The following is a 21,756-nucleotide window of genomic DNA, read 5'->3' as shown; positions in this document are numbered from 1 at the left end:
TTGGACGCATAAAGAGATGACGAAAATTATTGGGGTGCATGGCATTGGTCATCAATTTGGTGGCGCCAATTCGCTGCGTGAAAAATGGCTGCCGGCACTGAAGGATGGAGTGACGTTGGCTGGGCATCATCTGCCTGAGGACGTCTCGTTTGACTGTGCCTTTTATGGCGATCTATTCCGCCCGACGGGCAAGTCGGCAGGCTCGGTGCATGACGTCTCCGATGCGAGTGAATGGGAGGCGCAGTTACTTCAGATGTGGTGGGAAGAGGCCGCGCGGACGTATCCAAACGTTCGCGCCCCCGATGAGGCGACAAAGTCCTGGGTCATGGCCGGGGCACACAAAGCGCTGAGCGCCTTGACGAATGCGAGCTACTTCAGCGGTATTCTGGAAAGCCTGATGTTCAGCGATCTCAGACAGGTATTTCGCTATTTTCATGATCATGTCGTTCGGGCTAAAGCACAGGCCAGTATTGCGAAACTGATCACCGATGACACTCGTGTGATCGTGGCCCATTCACTCGGTTCGGTCGTTGCCTACGAGGCCCTGTGTGCCAACCCCCAGTGGCCAGTTACTCACTTGATTACGCTGGGGTCGCCGCTGGGCGTGCGAAACCTGATCTTTGACGCGCTGGAGCCGACTCCAACCGAGGGAAAGGGGCATTGGCCGGCGGGTGTGGAGTGTTGGACGAATATTTCCTCAGGCGACGATATCGTTGCGCTGACCAAGGCACTTGAACCGTTGTTCATGCCAACCATCGTTGATCTCAGTATCAGTAACGGCGCCAAAGCACACGATGCTTGTCGCTACTTGACGACGCGGGAGGTAGGTCATGCCATTGCTGCCGCCTTCTGATCACTACCGTCGACGTTTAATGGCGACGGGCACCAGTGACTTTCTATACCACGGGCAGCTTTCACGCGTGCCCGATGAGTTGGACACGGTAAAAGCTGCCTTTTCATCACTGAATTACCAGTTGATCGAAACCGGAGTGTCGCCTTCGCGGGTGCAGATGGAGGCATGGGTCGCCGACGCTTGTGCCAGCTGCGACGAGAATGATTTGCTGGTGATCTATTACACCGGCCATGGTGAACGGACGGATCGCTTTTATCTGTTGACCCATGACACCGCGCTAGCATGCGCTGAGTTTGATCGGACCGCCATCTCCATTGACGACATCGCACGAGTCATGGTCAGGGCCAATGCTGAACAAGTGTTGTTGATATTGGACGTGTGTCACGCGGGTGCCGGCGCCGGCGATTTCTTAAAAATCGCCGCGAAGTTGGCAAATACACTTCCTGTCCAGACATCGGCCTACGTGATTGCAGCGGCACGTCATAGTGAGCAGGCCGATGAAGGAGCCTTAAGCGCGGCGTTGGCGTTGGCGCTGAGTAATCCTGACTGTCGATTGGGTGGGGCCAACCAGCCTTACCTGGCGATGGAGGAGGTGATGGAGACGGTTAAACAGTACTTGCGGGTTAACTTTCCCAAGCAGCAGGCACAGTTTTCTTCCATCCATTCAGACGGTATCTGCCTGCTGTTCCCTAACCCCCGCCATCGACCGAATCTCAAAACAGGACTTGATCTGGCCAGTCAGCGGGTGTTCGATCTGCATTGGTCGCCTAAAGCGCGCGGTGTAGAACTGGGCGCTTCCGGTAATTATTTCACGGGTCGAACCAAGGCACTGCAGCAGATAGGCGACTGGCTGGCATTGCCGGATGAGCAAGGACGCGTCCTGGTGGTGACCGGCGGCGCAGGAACCGGTAAGTCCGCTTTATTGGGCCGTGTCGTGACCTTGTCTGCTGCCCCGCGCGACGCGCAGGATGTACAAAGGCAAGCGTTAGAAGGGCATCTCTATGCTCACGTACCTCAGGGTATCGTCGATGTGGCGGTGCATGCTCGGTACAAAGTCCTGGCCGAAATCGTTGAGCAGATAGCGCTTGGGTTCAGTCTTTCCGAGCGTGACGTTGCGTCAGTACTGGACTCGTTGGCTAAGCGCCAGAGAAAGACGGTCATTGTTATTGACGCGCTTGACGAGGCCGATGACAGTCAGGACGTCATACGCCAATTGCTCTTGCCTCTGTCCAAACTCAAGCATGTATTTCTGTTGGTCGGCACACGCCCTGACGCAACGGCAAGCGAGCAGCGCTTTCAGGCCCTGGGCGCTAACACCCTTGAGATCAATCTTGACCAGGCGTGCCATCTTGAGTCCGGCGACGTTGCCTTGTACGTCGAGCGACGGCTCAGGGCCGATGAGGAACCGGAGCGTTACTCGCCTTACCGAGAACAGCCGGAGTTGGCCAGAGAGGTTGCCCTGGCGGTTGCCTCACGTGCAGGGCATGTCTACCTGGTAGCCCATACGGTGGTGCTTGCCTTGTTGAACATTGGGGAAGCAGTCGACACTTCGCAGCCAGACTGGATAGTTCAACTGCCCACGGGCCTTATGCAAGCGTTCAAGCAGTACCTGGCATCGCTGGACAAACGCGCTGCTGGCTTGGATTCGGCCACGGTTTACACGGTTTTGAGCGCGTTGGCGTTCGCTCAAGGGGAGGGCCTGCCCTGGGCCGAGTTGTGGCCTGCTGCTGCCAGTGCATTGAGCAATCGCGTCATAACGGATGAAGACATCATTCAGGTCAGGGACTTTGCCGCCCCCTTCGTTGTTGAGTCCATCGAAAGCGGGCGTTCGGTGTATCGCCTGTACCACGAGCAGCTTGCCGAACAACTGCGTGAGATCGTCGGCAAGCAGCCGTCCGTTTACCGCCTATTGTGGGACGCGTTATTCGCCGCTGTGCCGGTCGACAGCAGTGGAAAACGCATGTGGGCCAACGCCCATCCCTATCTCAAACGCCATGGTTCCTCCTTTGCTGCCAAGGCTGGTGTGCTTGATGAGTTAATCACCGATCCCGAATTTCTGTTGGCCAGCGATCCCGAGATTCTGCGCAGTCACCTCACGCTACGTTCGGCATCGAGTTACTCCCTGGAGCAGACATACCTGAGCCTTTTTGGCACTTTGCGGGAACTCCCTGAGCCAGAACGCAGGCCCTATCTGGCTCTTGCCCTCATGCAAAGGGCTTTGCCGCGCTTGGCGCCAAGCGCTCCCAATGGGTTACGCAGTCAGTGGACGCCTGTCTGGGCGGCCTGGAACCGTCCAAAAAACAGCGGTTTGATAGACGCCCGTGACTCTAGAGTGACGGCGTTGAACACGGGTTTATGGAACCCTGACACGCCGGTCGCTTTAGTCGGGCGTGCAGATGGACTGATTGAAGTGTTCAGGCTCAATGATGGCCACAAATTGGCCAGTTGGGCACCCTTGCGCGATCAGGAAGTGACTCGCCTGGCGCTCACCCACACGCCTGATGGCGAGGTGTTGGTCGCAAGTTGGGGGGAACAACTGGGGGCCACTAACCTTAGGCATCAACAGGATCGATTTGCATTGATGCCGGCCACAGCCCACACCGGGGAAATCACCGCGCTCACGATTATTGAGCAAGAGGGCCGCTACTTTTGTGTCAGTGCCAATGAAGGTAAGCAGTCCCCGGGAAGATGGCCGAAAAGAGCCGTTTGCGAAAACGATCTGTACCTTTGGGATCTTGCTGACTTCAGTTTGGTTCGATACAAAACGCGCGCCTCGCTCGCAACTATTTATCAACTTGTCGCATTCAAATCTCCCGCTGGCATGAGAATTCTGTCGGGTGGAGATACGCATTTTGATGCGGCCAGATGTGCGCCAAGCCTGTGCCTTTGGTCGATGGATCTCGATGTGTTATGGGAGACGCCCGCAACCATTGATAGTGGAGTTGTCGAGTCTATCCATTTGAGGCAGATCGCCGGAATCACCTACGCCGTCACAGTCGATAGCTTGCGCCCTTACAGCGTATGGAGAGCCGATAGCGAACGACTCACGCCGCTCTATTTCGCGAGCGAGGTCGTCGATGACGCGTGGTTGCAGGGTGAGGATATGCCGGTAACCATTCAGGTCCGGCGGGCGGGGTTCTTTGAACGGTTTAGCCTGGACCTGGAAGACGCCTCGGCAAGCGCCATATCGCTGGAGCCTGCATTTCGCATGGACGGTTGCGCCCTTGACGAATTTTGGTCTGACACGTTCACGATCGATGGAACTCCTTGTGTGATCAGCGCATCCGTAGGCTCGGTGAATATTTGGACACTGAGCAGCACGCCCCAACTTGGAGGGGGGACCAAGGAGCTCGACTTTTCTCCGGATAACATCAATTGCATGTACGTCGATGAGCGGTGTGCGGCATCAATTTACGGCGGCACTACGCACGGCGTTCTAGTCGGCGTGGACTCTGCGACTGGACAGCAGACCTGGCAGCGAAAACTGAATGTGCCGCACCGGATCCGCTCGTTATCAGGCTATGTGGATGCGGGAAGGCTCACGTTGGTTGTGGCATCAGAGGGCAGCATCTTTCTCGTGGGTGTCGGCGGCGAGCCTGTCCCAGACAAGATTATTGAGGCAGGGGATCAGGTGATCAAGCTGGATGTCGTATGGCACGACGGCGAGCCTGTAGCCTTTGCGTCTGTCCGGGAGGGACAGGTCAACGCGATTCGTGCCTGGAATTTGCGTACCGGTATTGAGTTAAATACCTTCACAAATCCGACTCGTACAAAGTGGAGTTATCAGCTCACGGGAGGCGAGGAGGATAAGCCATTGCAGAGCCTGGCTTGTCATTCACAGGAAGCGGCTACGCGGATCGTATTTGCCAGTAAATACTCCAAAGTCATGATCGCGCAGTACCCGCCGGTGAGGCATCACGCGCTGGATCCTGAAGTGTTCAGGACACTGCGTATTCCCGGTAGTTATATCGCCCAAGTTCTATCGATTACGCAAAGCGCGGATGGAGAGTTTTTGGCGGCAGGCACTGATGAAGGTCAGATTGCGATGTGGCATGTGCCATCGCTGGAAAGATTCGCCGTACGTCATGACACTCACCTCAAGGGTGATGTGACTGCCCTGGCGTTTTGCGATGAAAGGCCACAATTGCTTTTGGCGTCGGGAGGGGATGATGGTGTCGTCAGGTTTTGGGATGCCGAATTGAATGCACTATTGCAGGTGAACGTTGCTGCGCAGGTTCGAGCCCTGACTTTCTTGGGGGGCGAACGTTTAGTAGTGGCGACACAGCGGGGAATGGTGATGATCAATGTTGAAATCTAGCCAGTCTGCTCGAGGCTGATCCGACGTGATCCCTGTCACTTCTCTCTTCCCCACGGGGCAGAGGGGAGTGGCTTGAATGGGCAGCCAAATTCTAAGCGAGTGCCGCCTGATGTTCGAACCCTTGCCCTGATAAACCGCAGGAACATTGGATCCACATGCGGTATAAACCTCGGACGCTTTAGTTCTTCGAGGCCCCGTTTCTCATGCAAAGCCCTTTGCAACGCCCGCTGTGGCAGGTCTATCTGATCTTTCTGGCACCGATGGTGCTGTCCAACTTCCTGCAGAGTTTTTCCGGCACGCTCAACGGCATTTATGTCGGGCAGATGCTCGGCACTCAGGCCCTGGCGGCGGTGTCGGGGATGTTTCCCATCGTGTTTTTCTTTATCGCACTGGTGATCGGCCTGGGGGCGGGTGCGTCGGTGTTGATCGGGCAGGCCTGGGGTGCCCAGGAAACCGCGATGGTCAAGTCGATTACCGGCGCGACGCTGACCCTTGGCGCGTTGGTGGGCTTGATCGCGGCGGTGTTGGGCAGTCTGTTTGCGCGCCCGGCGTTGCAGGCATTGGGCACGCCGGTTGACGTGCTCGACGACGCAGTCGGCTATGCCCAGATGATGATGCTGATCATGCCGCTGTTACTGGTGTTCATCCTTTACACCCAATTGCTGCGGGGCGTCAGCGATACGATTTCGCCCTTGCTCGCGTTGATGGTCTCGACCCTGGTCGGCCTGTTGCTGACCCCGGCGTTGATTCGCGGCTGGATCGGCCTGCCGCCCTTGGGCATCCAGAGCGCGGTGTACGCGGGCCTGGTGGGGAATGCCTCGGCGATGCTGTTTCTGGTCCTGCGCCTGCGCCATAAAAACCACGTGATGGCGCCGGATCGCGAACTGCTCGCGGCCTTGCGCCTGGACCGCGTCATCCTCGGTAAAGTCCTGCGTATCGGCCTGCCCACCGGCTTGCAGATGGTGGTGCTGTCGCTCTCGGAGCTGGTCATCCTGGCGTTGGTCAATAGCCATGGTTCCCAGGCCACGGCGGCCTATGGGGCGGTGACGCAGATCGTCAACTACGTGCAATTTCCGGCCCTGTCGATTGCCATCACCGCCTCGATCCTCGGCGCCCAGGCCATTGGTGCCGGGCGCCTGGAGCGCATCGGGCCGATTCTGCGTACCGGGTTGCTGATCAACACCTGTCTCACCGGTGGTCTGATCGTGCTGGGCTACTTGTTATCCCACTGGTTGCTCGGGCTGTTCATCACCGATGACGCCGCACGCGTGAATGCCGAGCACCTGCTGCACATCATGTTGTGGAGCATCCTCGTGTTCGGCTTCCAGGCCGTGATCGGCGGGATCATGCGTGCCAGCGGCGTGGTGCTGATGCCGGTGGCGATCTCGATCTTCTGCGTGCTGTGTGTGGAGCTGCCGATGGCATACCTGCTGAATGCGCACTTCGGCCTGGAAGGCGTTTGGATGGCGTTTCCGGTGACGTACCTGGCGATGCTGGGGTTGCAGACCGCGTATTACCGGTTGGTGTGGCGGCATAAACAGATCAAGCGGTTGGTGTGATAAAAGGATGCGCAATTTAAGGACAGAAGGCGTTTAAGTCATGGCAAACCCCTACGCCGAGTTATTTCAAGTCCCTGGCGCCCGGGCTTTTGTATTGGCCGGCATGCTGGCGCGTATGCCGGTGTCCATGACCGGTATCGGCATTATCACCATGCTTTCCCAGGTGCATGGCGGCTACGGCCTGGCAGGCTCGGTGGCGGCGGTATTCGCGTTGGCTACGGCGATTTGCGCGCCACAGGTATCACGGCTGGTGGACCGCTACAGCCAAGGCCGGGTGCTGCCGATTGCCGCGTTGATCGGTGGCGGGGCGCTGCTGATGCTGTTGCTGTGCACGCGGTTGCAGGCGCCGACCTGGACGCTGTTCCTGTCTGCCGCCTTGGCCGGTTGCATGCCGAACATGTCGGCGATGGTGCGGGCCCGTTGGACCGAGTTGTACCGAGGTCAGCCCAAGCTGCAAACCGCCTTTGCCCTGGAGTCGGTGCTGGATGAGGTGTGCTTTATCGTCGGCCCGCCGATTTCGGTGGGCTTGAGTGTGGTGCTATTCCCCGAAGCCGGGCCGCTGGTGGCCGCGTTGTTGCTGGCGGTGGGCGTCACCACGTTCGTCCTGCAACGAGCGACCGAACCCCCGGTGCATGAGCACCACGATCACCATGCCGGCTGGCTGATCGCGTCACCGTCGGTATTGATCCTGATGATCCTCTTGCTGGCCATGGGGGTGATCGTGGGTGTGGTGGATGTGGTCAGCGTGGCGTTTGCCCAACACCAGGGTCAGCCGGCGGCGGCGAGTATTGTGCTGTCGGTGTACGCCATCGGTTCATGCCTGGCGGGACTCGCCTTTGGCACTCTCAAGCTCAAGGCGCCGCTGCCGCGCCAGTTTCTGTTCTGCGGCGTGGCCACGGCGTTGACCACCTTGCCGTTGCTGCTGGTCACCAACATTCCAGGCCTGGCGGTGGCGATCTTTATCTCCGGCCTGTTCTTTGCCCCGACCCTGATCGTGTCTATGGCGCTGGTGGAGCGGATCGTCCCCGCCAGCCGCCTGACCGAAGGCATGACGTGGCTGATCACCGGCCTGAGCATCGGCGTGGCCATTGGTGCCGCCAGTTCCGGTTGGATGATCGACCACTTTGGCGCCGCCAGCGGGTTCTGGGTGGCGTTGGCGGCGGGCGCGGTGGTGTTGGGCTCGGCGGTGTTGGGGTACCGGCGGTTGGGTTAACCAACCCATCGCTGGGCATGCCTCTGCGTTGTGATGTTGCAGGAATGCGTTCAGCGCCTTGATGAACAGGATTTTGCCGAACAGGAAGTTACCTTCGAGGCAGGCCTCTATGGAGCCGATTCAGGCTTTTCGTTTGAGTTGGTCGTTCACGTAATCAGTTCTCCTGAACGCAATGGCTCGATGATTCGGCGCCGAATGCAGTGCTTCAGTGCATTGCCGGGGCCGGGCCTGTGCAACGTGATCATTCTCGCTTTTGCACGGGTTTCCCGGGATTGACGTAACCCTTGATGACCCCTCGCTCCAACCCCTCCACCCGCCGCTAATTTTTCCCTCTCCGGTTCGTTTTATAGGGACGACGTGCCTTTGTGCTTCCTGCCTATTGCTCCGGACTCCAACAAATGAATGCTGAAGACTCCTTGAAACTTGCTCGCCGGTTTATCGGGTTGCCCCTGGAAAAACGCCAGCTGTTCCTGCAAGCACTGCAGAAAGAAGGGGTGGATTTCTCCCGGTTTCCGATTCCAGCCGGGGTGGAGGTGGAGGACCGTCAGGCACTGTCTTACGCACAGCAACGCATGTGGTTCCTGTGGCAATTGGACCCGGCCAGCGGCGCTTACAACCTGCCGGGGGCGGTGAGACTCAAGGGAACGCTGAGCTTAAGCGCGATGGAGCAGGCATTCGCCAGCCTGGTGGCGCGTCACGAGACCCTGCGTACGGTGTTCCAGCGCCAGGCCGATGAGCGCCTGTTGCAAGTCGCCGTTCAACCCTCATTGGCCGTTGAGCAACTCGACCTGACTGACCTGGCCCCGGCGGAACGCGAGCAGGCAGTGAATGACGCAGCCACCCGCCAGTCGCTGCTGCCATTCGACCTGGAGCACGGCCCGCTGCTGCGTGTGCAATTGCTCAAGCTTGGCGCCCAGGAGCATGTCCTGCTGCTGACCCTGCACCACATCGTCTCCGACGGTTGGTCGATGAATGTGCTGATCGACGAGTTCATCCGCTTTTACGACGCCCATGAGCGCAACGAGGCACCGCAATTGCCGGCGCTGCCGATCCAATACAGCGACTACGCCCTGTGGCAACGCCGCTGGTTGGAAGCGGGGGAGCAGGCCCGTCAATTGGAGTACTGGCAGGCGCGCCTGGGCGATGAGCACCCGGTGCTGGAACTGCCGACGGACCGTCCGCGCCCGGCCATGCCCAGCTATCAGGGCACCCGCCATAACTTCGCGATTGAGCCGGCACTGGCGGCGCAACTGCGCGCCTGTGCGCAAAAGCACAACGTCACGCTGTTCATGCTGTTGCTCGGTGCCTTTAATGTGCTGCTGCACCGCTACACCGGCCAGGGCGATATCCGCGTCGGCGTGCCGATTGCCAACCGTAACCGCAGTGAAGTCGAAGGGCTGATCGGGTTTTTTGTCAACACCCAGGTGTTGCGTACCGAGCTGACCGGGCAAACCCGTGTTGCTGAGCTGCTGCAAGGCATCAAAGAGCACGCCCTCGGCGCCCAGGCCCATCAGGAACTGCCGTTCGAGCGTCTGGTGGAAGCCCTGAAAGTCGAGCGCAGCCTCAGCCATACGCCGCTGTTCCAAGTGATGTACAACCACCAGCCGGTGGTGGCCGATATTGCATCGGTCAGTACCGCCTCCGGCCTGGAGCTGGCGTTGGTGGAGTGGCAAGGCCGTACCACCCAGTTCGACCTGACCCTCGACACGTATGAAAAATCCGGCACCCTGCACGCCGCGCTGACGTACGCCAACGACCTGTTTGACGCGCCGTCCATCGCGCGTATGGCCCGGCACTGGATCAGCCTGTTGCAGGCCATGGTTGCCGATGGCGAGCAGCGCGTCGGCGAGTTGCTGATGCTGGCTACCCAGGAGCAGCAGGTGCTGGTTGAGGCCTGGAATCAAACCGCAGAGGCATATCCGACTGAGCGTGGCATTCATCAACTGATCGAAGACCAGGTCCAGGCCACACCCCACGCTCCGGCTCTGGTGTTTGGTGCCCAAACGCTGACCTACGCCCATCTCGATGCCCGTGCCAACCAGTTGGCTCACGCCTTACGCGAACAGGGCGTTGGTCCCGATGCATTGGTGGGGATCTGCGTCGAGCGCTCCGTGGAAATGGTCGTTGGCCTGCTGGCCATTCTCAAGGCCGGCGGCGCTTACGTCCCGCTTGACCCTGAATACCCCCAGGAACGCCTGGCCTACATGATCGAAGACAGCGGCATCCAACTGCTGCTCAGCCAGCACAGCCTGGTACCGTCGCTGCCCACCGAGGGCATCCAGGTGATCACCTTGGACCAGGCGCCTGGCTGGCTTGACGGATACAGCAGCGCATCGCCCGCCGTAGGCATCCATGGGCTGAACCTGGCCTATGTGATCTACACCTCCGGTTCCACCGGCAAGCCCAAGGGCGCCGGTAACAGCCACCGCGCGCTGGTCAACCGTTTGTGCTGGATGCAGCAAGCCTACGGCCTGGACGCCAGCGATACGGTACTGCAAAAAACCCCGTTCAGCTTTGACGTCTCGGTGTGGGAATTCTTCTGGCCGCTGATGACCGGCGCGCGCCTGGTGGTCGCGGCCCCTGGCGAACACCGCGAGCCGGCGCGTCTGATCGAGACCATCGGCCAGCACGGCATCACCACCTTGCACTTCGTACCGTCCATGCTCCAGGCGTTCGTCCATGAGCCGGGCGTACAGGGCTGCACCAGCCTCAAGCGCATCGTGTGCAGCGGCGAAGCCTTGCCACTGGATGCGCAACTGCAAGTCTTCGCCAAGCTGCCCCAGGCAGGGTTGTTCAACCTCTATGGCCCGACCGAAGCGGCCATCGACGTGACCCACTGGACCTGCGTCGACGAAGGCCGTGACGCCGTGCCCATTGGCCGCCCCATCGCCAACCTTGGCACCTATGTGCTCGACGCGCAGCTCAACCCGGTGCCCGCCGGCGTGTCCGGCGAGCTGTACCTGGGCGGCACCGGCCTGGCCCGCAGTTACCACCGTCGCCCGGCACTCACCGCCGAGCGTTTCGTGCCCAGCCCTTTCGGTGACGGTGCGCGTCTGTACCGTACGGGTGACCGCGTGCGCCAGCGTGAGGATGGCGTGATCGACTACCTTGGTCGGCTCGACCATCAGGTCAAGCTGCGCGGCCTGCGCATCGAGTTGGGAGAAATCGAGACGCGCCTGATGCAACACCCAGGCGTGCGTGAGGCGGTGGTGCTGGTGCAGGGCGGCAAGCAATTGGTGGCCTACCTGGTGCTGGAAGGCGAGGCGCCGACCGACCTCAAGGCTTGGCTGCTCAGCAGCCTGCCGGAATACATGGTGCCCACCCACATGGTGCACCTGGCCAAGCTGCCGGTGACCGCCAACGGCAAGCTCGACCGCAAAGCGCTGCCGCTGCCGGATGCCGCGCCGCAACAAGCCTACAGCGCACCGCAAAACCCACTGCAACAAGCCCTGGCAGCGATTTGGAGCGACGTACTCGGCGTCGAGCAGGTCGGCCTGGAAGACAACTTTTTCGAGTTGGGTGGTGATTCGATCATCTCCATCCAAGTGGTCAGCCGTGCGCGCCAGGCGGGGATTCGCCTCAGCCCGCGCGACCTGTTCCAGTACCAGAGCGTGCGCAGCCTGGCCCTCGTCGCCACCTTTGAGCAGGCCAGCGTTATCGACCAAGGCCCGGTCAGCGGCGAGGTGCTGCTGACGCCGGTACAGCACAGCTTTTTCGCCCAGGCCATCCCGGCACGTCACCACTGGAACCAATCCTTGTTGTTGACCCCGCGCGAGGCCCTGGACCCGGTGCGCCTGGAAGCGGCGCTGACGCAGTTGATTAACCACCACGACGCCCTGAGCCTGCGTTTTGTGCAGCGTCCCGACGGCTGGCAGCAAACCCACGCTGCGCCCGTCGACGAGCCTGCGCTGTGGCACTCCCATGCCGCCGACGATACGCAACTGGCCGCGCTATGCGACGAAGCCCAGCGCAGCCTCGACCTGACGCAAGGCCCGCTGCTGCGCGCCGCCCTCGTCTCCATGGCCGATGGCACCCAGCGCTTGCTGTTGGTGGTGCATCACCTGGTGGTGGATGGGGTTTCATGGCGCATCCTGCTGGAAGACCTGCAACAGGCTTACCGCCAGGCATCCTTGCCGGCCAAGACCAGTGCCTACCAAACCTGGGCGAACCAACTGCACACCCACGCGCAAACCCTCAGCGAACAACTGCCTTACTGGCAGGCGCAGTCCGTCGACGCCGAGCTGCCGTGCGACAACCCCCACGGCGGGCTGCAAAACCGCTTGGGCTGTAAGCTTGAAACCCGCCTCAACGCCGAGCAAACCCGCCAGTTGCTGCAAGACGCGCCAGCGGCTTATCGCACTCAGGTCAACGACCTGTTGCTGACGGCGTTGGCGCGGGTAGTCAGCCGGTGGAGCGGGCAGGCTGCGGCGCTGATCCAACTGGAAGGCCACGGTCGCGAAGATCTGTTCGACGCCGTCGACCTCACCCGCACTGTTGGCTGGTTTACCAGCCTGTTCCCTGTACGTCTGCAGGCGGACGGCGAGCTGTCGACCTCGATCAAGTCGGTCAAGGAGCAACTGCGTGCCGTGCCCGACAAGGGGCTGGGCTACGGCTTGCTGCGCTACCTGGCTGCGCCTCACGTGCGTGAAGCCCTTGCGGGCCTGGCCGCGCCGCGCATCACGTTCAACTACCTCGGCCAGTTCGATCGCCAGTTCGATGAGTCCGCATTGTTCGTGCCCGCCACCCAAGGCAGCGGCCAGGCCCAAGACCCCGAAGCGCCATTGGCCAACTGGCTGACGGTGGAAGGGCAGGTGTATGGCGGCGAACTGGCGCTGCAATGGGGGTTCAGCCGCGAGATGTTCCAGGCGTCGACCATCCAGCGCCTGGCGGATGATTACACCGCCGAACTCAACGCCTTGATCCAGCACTGCTGCGATACGCCCGCCGGGCAGGTGACGCCGTCGGACTTTGCGCTGGCAACCCTGACCCAACAGCAATTGGATGATTTGCCCGTGGACGGCCCGGCCATCGCCGATATCTACCCGCTGTCGCCCATGCAGCAAGGCATGCTGTTCCACACCCTGTACGAGCCTGAAGTCCAGGCCTATATCAACCAGTTGCGCGTGGACATTGAAGGCCTCGATCTGCTGAGCTTTGGTCGTGCCTGGCAGGCGGCGCTGGATCGGCATGACATTTTGCGCAGCAGCTTCCACTGGCTCGGCCTGGACAGCGCCCATCAAGTGATCCAGCGCCAGGTCGATTTGCAGCTGCACGTGATCGAAGACCCGCATGCTGACCTCGACACCTTGGCCGACGCCGAGCGTCAGCGCGGTTTTGAGTTGAACGCGGCGCCCCTGTTTCGCCTGATGTTGGTGCGCGGTGCCGGTACGGGCTGGCACATGATTTTCACCAGCCATCACATCCTCATGGATGGCTGGAGCAACGCCCAGTTGCTCGGCGAAGTCATTGCCGACTACGCAGGCCACGTTTTGCCCGCACCGTTGGGGCAGTTCCGCGATTATTTGGGTTGGCTGCAGCAGCAAGCCTCGGGCGAAGTGTTCTGGCGCGAAGCCCTGGCACCGTTGCAAGCCCCAACCCTGCTGGCTGAAGCACTGCGCGTGCCGGTCGAAGGGGCGGGCATGGCCGACCATCACACCACCCTGGACAGCCAATTCACCCGCGCGCTCGGCGATTGCGCGCGCCAGCACAAAATCACCCTCAACACCCTGCTGCAAGGCGCCTGGAGCCTCTTGCTGCAACGCTACACCGGCCAGGATTGCGTGGCTTTCGGTGCCACTGTTGCCGGGCGTTCGGCGCCGTTGCCGGGTATCGAGCAGCAACTGGGCCTGTTTATCAACACGTTGCCAATCATCAGCGCGGCCTCGCCGGCCCAGTCCGCCGCCACGTGGCTCGCGGAGCTGCAAGCGCTGAACCTCAGCCTGCGCGACCATGAACATGTACCGCTTTACGACATCCAGGGCTGGGCCGGACAACAAGGTGCCGCACTGTTCGACACCTTGCTGGTGTTTGAAAACTTCCCGGTAGCCGAAGCGCTCAAGCAAGGCGCGCCAGCGGGCCTTACCTTCGGCAAGATGCACAACCATGAGCGCACCCACTACCCGTTGACCCTGGGCATCGAGCTGGGGACCGGCTTGCGCCTGGAGTTCAGCTACGACCGGGCGCGGTTCACCGAGCAACACGTCGCGCAATTGAGCGCCAACCTGCAGCACCTGCTGGCGCAATGGGTGGCGGATATCCACGCGCCACTCGGCACCCTGCAACTGCTGGACAACAGCACGCAAGCCTCTCTGCTCGCCATCAGCCAATCCCCTGGTACTGCGCCGCGGCCAATGCGTGTGCATGAACGCATCGCCACCCAAGCCCAAGCCACCCCTGATGCGTTGGCGGTTCAGGCAGGCAGTGAACGCCTGAGTTACGCCCAGCTCAATCAGCGGGCTAACCGTCTGGCTCACCGCCTGCTGGAGCAGGGTGTCGGCCCGGGCCAACGGGTAGGCCTGGTTTCCCGGCGTGGCCCGCAGTTGATCGTCAGCCTGCTGGCCGTCCTCAAAAGTGGCGCGGCCTACGTACCGCTGGACCCCAACTACCCAGCCGAGCGCCTGAGCTACATGTTGGCAGACAGCCGTCTGAACCTGTTGCTCAGCGAGACCGGCTTGCTGGCTGATCTGCCATTGCCCCATGGGCTCAAACGTGTGGAGTTCAGCGCGCAGGGTGAAGAGCTGGCGGGCTACCCGTTGACCAATCCACCGAACCACGCCGCTGCCGCCGACCTCGCTTATGTGATCTACACCTCAGGCTCCACCGGCCAACCCAAGGGGGTGGCCATCGACCATGCTGCACTCGACCAGTTCTGCGACACAGCGGCCGATTACAGTGCGCTGACGCCTGCCGACCGCGTGCTGCAATTTGCGACGTTCAGCTTCGACGGGTTTGTCGAGCAATGCTACCCGCCGCTGTGCATCGGCGCGGCGCTGATCATGCGCGGCGATGAGCTGTGGGACGCCGGGTTGCTGGCGCAGCAAATCGTCGAGCAGGGCGTGACCCTGGCCGACTTGCCCGCGGCCTATTGGTACTTGCTGGCCAAGGAGTGCGCCGTCGATGGCCGCACCCTGGGCAACTTGCGCCAAGTGCATGTCGGCGGCGAAGCCATGGCCGTGGAGGGCGTACGTGCCTGGCACGAGGCCGGGTTGGGCGACGTTCGTCTGGTGAACACCTATGGCCCGACCGAAGGCACCGTGGTCTCCAGCGTGCATGACTGCCAGCTTGCAGATGCCAATGACGCCTTCGGCATGCCGATCGGGCGGGCGATCGACGGGCGCGCGCTGTACGTGCTGGACAGCGGGTTTGAATTGCTGCCGACCTGCGGCGTCGGTGAGCTGTGCATCGGTGCGGCGGCGGGCTTGGCCCAGGGCTACTTCGATCGCCCGGCGCTGACCGCCGAACGCTTCTTGCCGGACCCGTTCTCCGGCGTGCCGGGATCGCGGCTCTACCGCAGTGGCGACTTGGCTCGCTACAACGACAACGCGGCCCTGGAGTACGTGGGCCGCATTGACCATCAAGTGAAAATCCGTGGGTTCCGGATCGAGATGGGTGAAATCGAAGCCTGTCTGCAAGCCATGCCTCAGGTGCGCGAAGCGGCGGTGATTGCGCTGGACGGGCCGACCGGCGCGCAGTTGGTCGCCTATGTCGTGCCCCAGTCGGATGCCCTGGAGGCGCACGCCTTGACGGCGGCGTTGCGTCAGTCGTTGCCGGACTACATGGTGCCGAGTTTCCTGATGCTGATCGACGTGTTGCCCCTGAGCCCCAACGGCAAACTGGACCGTAAAGCCTTGCCAAAGCCGGATGTCAGCCAACGGCAAAAACACTATGTGGCACCCCGAACGGCCCTGGACATTCAGGTCGCCGAGGTTTGGCAAAACGTGCTGGGGCTGGAACAGGTCGGGCTGGACGATCACTTCTTTGAGTTGGGTGGGCATTCGCTACTGGCCACCCAAGTGGTCGCACGCTTGAAGACGCTGTTGGCCTGCGACCTGACCCTGCGTGACCTGTTTGGCGCGCCGCGACTGGCAGACTTTATCGCGGCGATCTCCACCCGCACCGGGCAGGACACGTCGCCGGCGCGCAGCCCATTAGTGGCTCACGGCGAAAAAACCAGCGCAGCACTGTCCCTGGTGCAACGCCGGCTATGGGTAGTGGAGCAGCTGTCGCAGGCCAGTGGCGCCTATGGCATGCCGCTGGCCGTGCGCTTGCGCGGCGAGTTGTCGGTGCCGCTACTGGTCAGCAGCCTGGCACAGGTGGTTGCCCGCCACGAAACCCTGCGCACGGCCTACATCACCGACGAGGAGGGTGACCCGCAGGCCGTCATCGCCGCGCACGTGGAGGTCGACTTGCCGTTACTGGACCTGTCGTCCCTGGATCCCGCTGAACAGCAGCGCCGGGTCGCGGTCGCCGTTGAGGCGAACACCCGCCAATCCATCAGCCTGCTGCACGCGCCTTTGTTACGTGGACAGGTGCTCAAGCTGGGCCCCACCGAACATGTGTTGCTGTATTCGATGCACCACATCATCTCTGATGGCTGGTCCATGGCGGTGCTGGTCAATGAACTGGTGGGCTTCTATGGCCGGGCGAAGGCGGGGGTCGTTGAGCCGCTGCCGCCGCTGCCGATCCAGTATTCCGATTACGCCCTCTGGCAACAGCAACTGCAACGCACCGGCGTGCTGGCCGCGCAGGCGCGTTACTGGGAACAGGCACTGGCCGGTCACAGCGGCGTGTTGCAACTGCCCACCGACCAACCGCGTCCCCAGGCACCGACCCATGAAGGTCGCGACCTCGGTTTCACGCTGCCCGTGGCCTTGCATGAAGGGCTCAAGGCGGTGTCGGCGCGTGCCGGTGTGACGCTTTACAGCACGATGCTGGCCGCGTTCCAGATCCTGCTGCATCGCCTCAGCGGCAGCGATGACGTGCTGGTCGGTGCCGACGTTGCCGGGCGCCAGCAGCCTGAGCTGGAAGGTCTGATCGGTTTCTTCGTGAACATTCTGCCGCTGCGCTCGACCTTCGTGGCGCAGCAACCGTTCAGCGCTTTCCTGGCCGCCACCCAAGGCACCGCGCTGGACGCTTTCGATCATCAGGACCTGCCCTTCGACATGATTGTGGAGGCCTCGCCGCGCCCGCGCCAACGGGGTTTCAACCCACTGGTGCAGGTGTTGTTCGTGATGAACAACCTGCCGGTGCAGGGTGGCCAGATGGACGGGATCGAGGTTGAGGTACTGCCCACTCGTGGCGGTTACTCCAAGTTCGATATGGCCCTGTTCATCGATGAGGATGCAGGCGGCCTGCACGGTACCTGGCAGTACGCCAGCGACCTGTTTGAACACCAACGCATCGAGTCATTCGTCAACGCCTGGACGGGAATTCTTGAACAGATTGTGTGTGATCCGAACATTCAATTAGGGGATATCACCATGCCTACCAACACCTTGGAACAAACCACGACGCCCGTACCGCCAGCCATCAAGGCCGACAAGCTGGGCAAGTTCCTGAAAAAATCCCAGAGCCGCACCGACAGGCCTGCCGGCGCGTTGATGCGTGAATCGCTGCTGGTACCCGGGCAGGATTTTCCATTGCTGATGGAACCCACTGATCCGGGCCTGGACCTGGTGGCCTGGATCAAGGACAACCGCGCCCTGGTGGAAGAAAAACTGGCCCGCCATGCGGGGATTCTGTTCCGTGGATTTGCCCTGCGCGATATTCATGACTTCGAAGCGTTCGCTGAAGCTGTACAGCCGGGCCTCTATGGCCAATATGGCGACTTGCCGAAAAAAGAGGGCGGTAAGAACACCTACCGGTCCACGCCGTACCCCGAAAAGAAAATGATCCTGTTCCATAACGAAAGCTCCCATCAGGACCGCTGGCCGCGCAAGCAGCTGTTCTTCTGCGAACAGCCATCCCCAATCGGCGGCGCCACACCGGTGGTGGACTGCCGGCAGATGTACCTCAAGTTGCCGGCGGCGATCCGCGAGCGCTTCGAGGACAAGGGGTTGCTGTACGTGCGCACCTTTGCCGACAAGCTCGACGTTTCCTGGCAGCACTTCTTCAAGACCGACGTGCGTGCCGACGTCGAGGCGCGTTGCCGGGCTGCGGGCATCGCGTGGACCTGGCTGGACAACGATGAACTGCAAATCCGCACCCCGTGCCCGGCGATCATCCGGCACCCGGTGACGGGGGAAAAAACCTTCTTCAACCAGGTTCAGTTGCACCACATCTTCTGCCTGGACCCGGATGTGCGCGAAGACTTGCTGGCACTGTTCGGCGAGCAGCGTATGCCTCGGCACGTGTACTACGGCGATGGCTCGCCGATTGAAGACGAAGTCATGGCCTTGGTGGGCGAGCTGTACGAAGCCTGCGCGGTGCGATTCGACTGGCACAAGGGCGATGTCATCCTGCTGGACAACATGCTGGCTGCCCACGCACGTGATCCCTTCGAAGGACCGCGCAAGATCGTTGTGGCAATGGGCGAAATGATTGAACGCAGCGCGCTGCACCTAGCGCATAGCGAGACCGAAAAGGAAGAGGCCGGAGCATGAGTACTGCACAACAGGGAACCGTGGACGCGGGACTGGCGTTGCTGGTCGAGCAGCAACAGCATCTGGACGCACGGCAACAAGGGGCGAGCTGGGGGGATCTGACCCACTGCCTGAAACTGGATATTCGTGGCGAGCTGGACCCGGTGCGCCTGCAACACGCGTTGGATAGCCTGGCGGTGCGCCACGAAGCATTGAGTGCGCAGTTTGCGCCCGTCAGTGGTTATCACGGATTGCGCCAGCGGGTTGCGCCGGCTCAAGCGGTGAGCTTGACCCAGTGGCTCGACGTGGCGTCGCCCCAACAGGTGATTGCACGCCAACAGCAGTGGTTGCAGCAGCAACAGCCGCTGATCGGCGCGTTGTTGCAGCGCCTGGAAACGGACCACTGGCAACTGTTGATCGGCGTTTCGCGTTACGCCGCCGACGCCGGGACCTTGGCCCTGATCCAGCAGGAGTTGTTGGCCGCTTATGGGCAGCAAGGGTTTGAAGAGGACGAGCCGGGGCAGTTTTCCCAGTACCTGGAATGGCGCAGCGAGGTGATCTTCGACGAAGACGCAGACACCGCCAAGGCTTACTGGCAGCAGTATCTGCAAGGGCACGAGGGGCTGCTCAGCGGCCCAGACTTGCCCTATCGCCTGACGTGCGCAGAAGTCCTGCCAGCAGAACGCTTGAGCGTGCCACTGGATCAATCGCTGTTGGCTCGCCTGCGCACGGCGGGGCTGCCGCTGGACGTGCTGATGCACGCCGCCTGGTGGGTACTGCTGGCGCGCATCAGTGGCCGGGAGTCATTCCTGGCGGGGTGGCGGCATGATGCGCGCCTGGACTATGAATTTTTCAGCCACAGCCTGGGCCTGTTCGAGAAAACCCTGCCGTTGGCGATTCGCATTGATCCGGCCAGCACCTTCCGTGAGCTGGTGACCACCTTGGCCGCGCAGTTGGATCAGCACCGCACCTGGCAGGAATACTGGACACCGTTGTCGTTCCCGCAACAGGCCGCGCCTGCGGTCGGTTTTGGCAATCGGTTGGTTTCGGAACCGCGTGAAGTGGCCGGGATGGTTTGGGTGGGCAGCGACCTGCCGGCCCGTCTGCCTGAATTCGAGTTGGCCCTTCAGCTGGAAATCGCAGCGTCTGGCGAACCTCAATGTTTGTCACTGGACTTCAATCCCGCACGCTATACAGCGCCCGCCGTCGAGACGCTGTTGGGCCAGCTCCGCGAGTTGCTCCACAGCATCGCCGACAAACCGGATGAAACCCTTGCACGCCTGAACCTGTTGGGTGCCGACGAAAAGAGCCGATTGCTGGCACTGAACCCGCCGGCGCAAATCATGCAAACGCCGCAGTTGTTGCCGCAACGTATCGCTGCGTGGGCTGATCAGACGCCGGACGCCGTGGCGTTGGTCGCTGCGGGCCAGGCCCTTAGCTACGCAGAACTGGACGCCCGCACCGCGCGCTTGAGTGCCGAATTACTGCGCCAGGGTGTGGGCGCTGGGTCGATCGTGGGCCTGGCGCTGCCGCGCTCGGCGGAACTGGTCGTCGCCATTCTTGCCACCTGGCGTGCGGGCGCAGCCTATCTGCCGCTGGACCCGCAATGGCCAGTGGCGCGCCAGGCTGAAATCGCAGGGCACGCCGCCGCGAGCTTGATCCTGGTGACTCACGCGCCAGGCCAGGACGACCCGCTGACCGCGTTCAAACTGCTCAATCCGGGCGCATCAACCCAGGATGCCACGGTGGCCCCGGCGGTGTCCGTGCAGGCCCGTGACGTCGCCTATGTGCTGTTCACCTCCGGCTCCACCGGCCAGCCCAAAGGCGTGGTGATCGAGCATGGCGCGTTACTCAACTACACCGCGAGCAGCAGCCAGCAACTGGGCCTGTCCGCCTGCCGCCACGTTGCCTTTAGTTCCACGGTAGCGGCGGACCTGGGCAACACCGCCTTGTTCGGCGCGCTCTACAACGGCGCGACCTTGCATATAGCTGACGATGCGACCCTGCAAGATCCCCAGGGCTTCGCCGGGTTCCTGCGGGAAAACAGCATCGATTGCCTGAAAATCGTGCCGTCGCACCTGGCCGCCTTGCTTGAGGCTGATACCGCCGTATTGCCTGACACGCTGGTGCTGGGCGGTGAAGCCATCGGCGCGAGCCTGGTGCAGCGCATTCGCCAGCTGCGGCCCGACTGTCGCGTGTTCAACCATTACGGCCCCACCGAAGCGACAGTGGGTGTGATGGTGCATCCGTTACTGCCTGCGGAAGACGTGTCCCATGGCGTGCCGCTGACCCACGTGCTTCCCGGAAACCAAGTCTTCGTACTGGGCGCCGACGCGCAATTGCTGGCAACGGGTGAACTCGGTGAGTTGTTCATCGGTGGCCACCAGCTGTGCCGAGGCTATTTGCAGGGCGAGGCGGATGCAGACGCGTTTATCCATAGCCCGCTGGTGGACGGCGCGCGCCTTTACCGCACGGGAGACCTGGCCCGTTATCGGGTAGAGGGGGGCGTGCAGCTGTATGGCCGTCGCGATCATCAGGTCAAGGTGCGTGGTTTCCGCATTGAGCTGGCCGAGATAGAGGCGCAGTTGCTGCGTTTGCCCGAGGTCAGTGAGGCCGTGGTGGTGCTGGTGCAAGAGGAGCCGCAAGCGTTTGTGGTAATGCGTGCGGCGACGGCAGAGGACGTAGGGCCTCAATTGAAAAACCAACTGGCCCAGCATCTCCCGGCGGCCATGGTGCCGCGCCAGATTGTGAGCCTTGAACGCATGCCGCGCCTGCCAAACGGCAAGGTTGACCGCAAGGCGCTGCAGCACGCTCAACTTGTGGTTTCCCAGGCGGTGTACGTCGCGCCACGGGATGCGCTTGAAACCCTGTTGTCCACGCGCATGGCCCAATTGGTCGGGTTGGAACGGCTGAGCATCGAGGAGGACTTTTTCGCCGCAGGCGGGCATTCCTTGTTGGTGATCAAGCTGGTGGCAGGCATCCGCAAACTGCTGCAATGCGAGATTCATCCCGGTGTGGTGTTTGATCACCCAAGCGTGGCGGCATTGGCGCGGGAGCTGCGCGAGCGTGAAACTGTCGCTGGGCAGTTGGAGAGAATCGCCCAGGCACGTTTGCGCATGGATGCAATGACACCTGAAGAGAAAGCGGCGCTTATGGAAAAGGCCAGGCAGTTGCAGGCGAGCAAGGAGCAGGGGTAGGGATGTAAAACGGGGCTGGCAATCAGCCCCGTTGTT

6 protein-coding genes are annotated in these 21,756 nt (G+C 61.6%); all 6 read left to right on the top strand.

The features are described from left to right. The first annotated feature begins 16 nt into the window (after positions 1–16). Positions 17–853 carry a hypothetical protein gene (locus BW43_RS20830; protein WP_032885344.1) on the top strand — a complete coding sequence of 279 codons (837 nt, stop codon included), beginning with the start codon at positions 17–19 and terminating at the stop codon, positions 851–853. After that, the gene (locus tag BW43_RS20835; protein WP_032885343.1) at positions 831–5,171 is read left to right on the top strand and encodes an AAA family ATPase; all 4,341 of its coding nucleotides are present in this window, start codon (positions 831–833) and stop codon (positions 5,169–5,171) included. The genes BW43_RS20830 and BW43_RS20835 overlap by 23 nt, the downstream gene beginning before the upstream one ends. A 203-nt stretch (positions 5,172–5,374) precedes the next feature. After that, positions 5,375–6,730 (top strand): MATE family efflux transporter, encoded by a 1,356-nt coding sequence (locus BW43_RS20840; RefSeq protein WP_032885342.1) that lies wholly within the window; start codon positions 5,375–5,377, stop codon positions 6,728–6,730. A gap of 40 nt (positions 6,731–6,770) precedes the next feature. Next, complete coding sequence (locus tag BW43_RS20845; RefSeq protein WP_032885341.1) at positions 6,771–7,943, top strand: MFS transporter; 1,173 nt, start codon at positions 6,771–6,773, stop codon at positions 7,941–7,943. Between the two features lie 398 nt (positions 7,944–8,341). Then, positions 8,342–18,544 (top strand): non-ribosomal peptide synthetase, encoded by a 10,203-nt coding sequence (locus BW43_RS20850; protein ID WP_081797624.1) that lies wholly within the window; start codon positions 8,342–8,344, stop codon positions 18,542–18,544. Further along, positions 18,541–21,720 (top strand): amino acid adenylation domain-containing protein, encoded by a 3,180-nt coding sequence (locus tag BW43_RS20855; RefSeq protein WP_032885340.1) that lies wholly within the window; start codon positions 18,541–18,543, stop codon positions 21,718–21,720. The genes BW43_RS20850 and BW43_RS20855 overlap by 4 nt, the downstream gene beginning before the upstream one ends. The last annotated feature ends 36 nt before the right edge of the window (positions 21,721–21,756 follow it).

This window comes from Pseudomonas sp. RIT357, from assembly GCF_000632245.1.
In the GTDB taxonomy this organism is placed as follows: domain Bacteria; phylum Pseudomonadota; class Gammaproteobacteria; order Pseudomonadales; family Pseudomonadaceae; genus Aquipseudomonas; species Aquipseudomonas sivasensis.
This window is presented reverse-complemented; position numbering and strand designations above follow the sequence as displayed.

Bases quoted from the DNA above. Each gene is read 5' to 3' on its own strand.
- BW43_RS20835 (WP_032885343.1), top strand. From the start codon at position 831: ATGCCATTGCTGCCGCCTTCTGATCACTACCGTCGACGTTTAATGGCG.
- BW43_RS20855 (WP_032885340.1), top strand. From the start codon at position 18,541: ATGAGTACTGCACAACAGGGAACCGTGGACGCGGGACTGGCGTTGCTG.
- BW43_RS20845 (WP_032885341.1), top strand. From the start codon at position 6,771: ATGGCAAACCCCTACGCCGAGTTATTTCAAGTCCCTGGCGCCCGGGCT.
- BW43_RS20850 (WP_081797624.1), top strand. From the start codon at position 8,342: ATGAATGCTGAAGACTCCTTGAAACTTGCTCGCCGGTTTATCGGGTTG.
- BW43_RS20830 (WP_032885344.1), top strand. From the start codon at position 17: ATGACGAAAATTATTGGGGTGCATGGCATTGGTCATCAATTTGGTGGC.
- BW43_RS20840 (WP_032885342.1), top strand. From the start codon at position 5,375: ATGCAAAGCCCTTTGCAACGCCCGCTGTGGCAGGTCTATCTGATCTTT.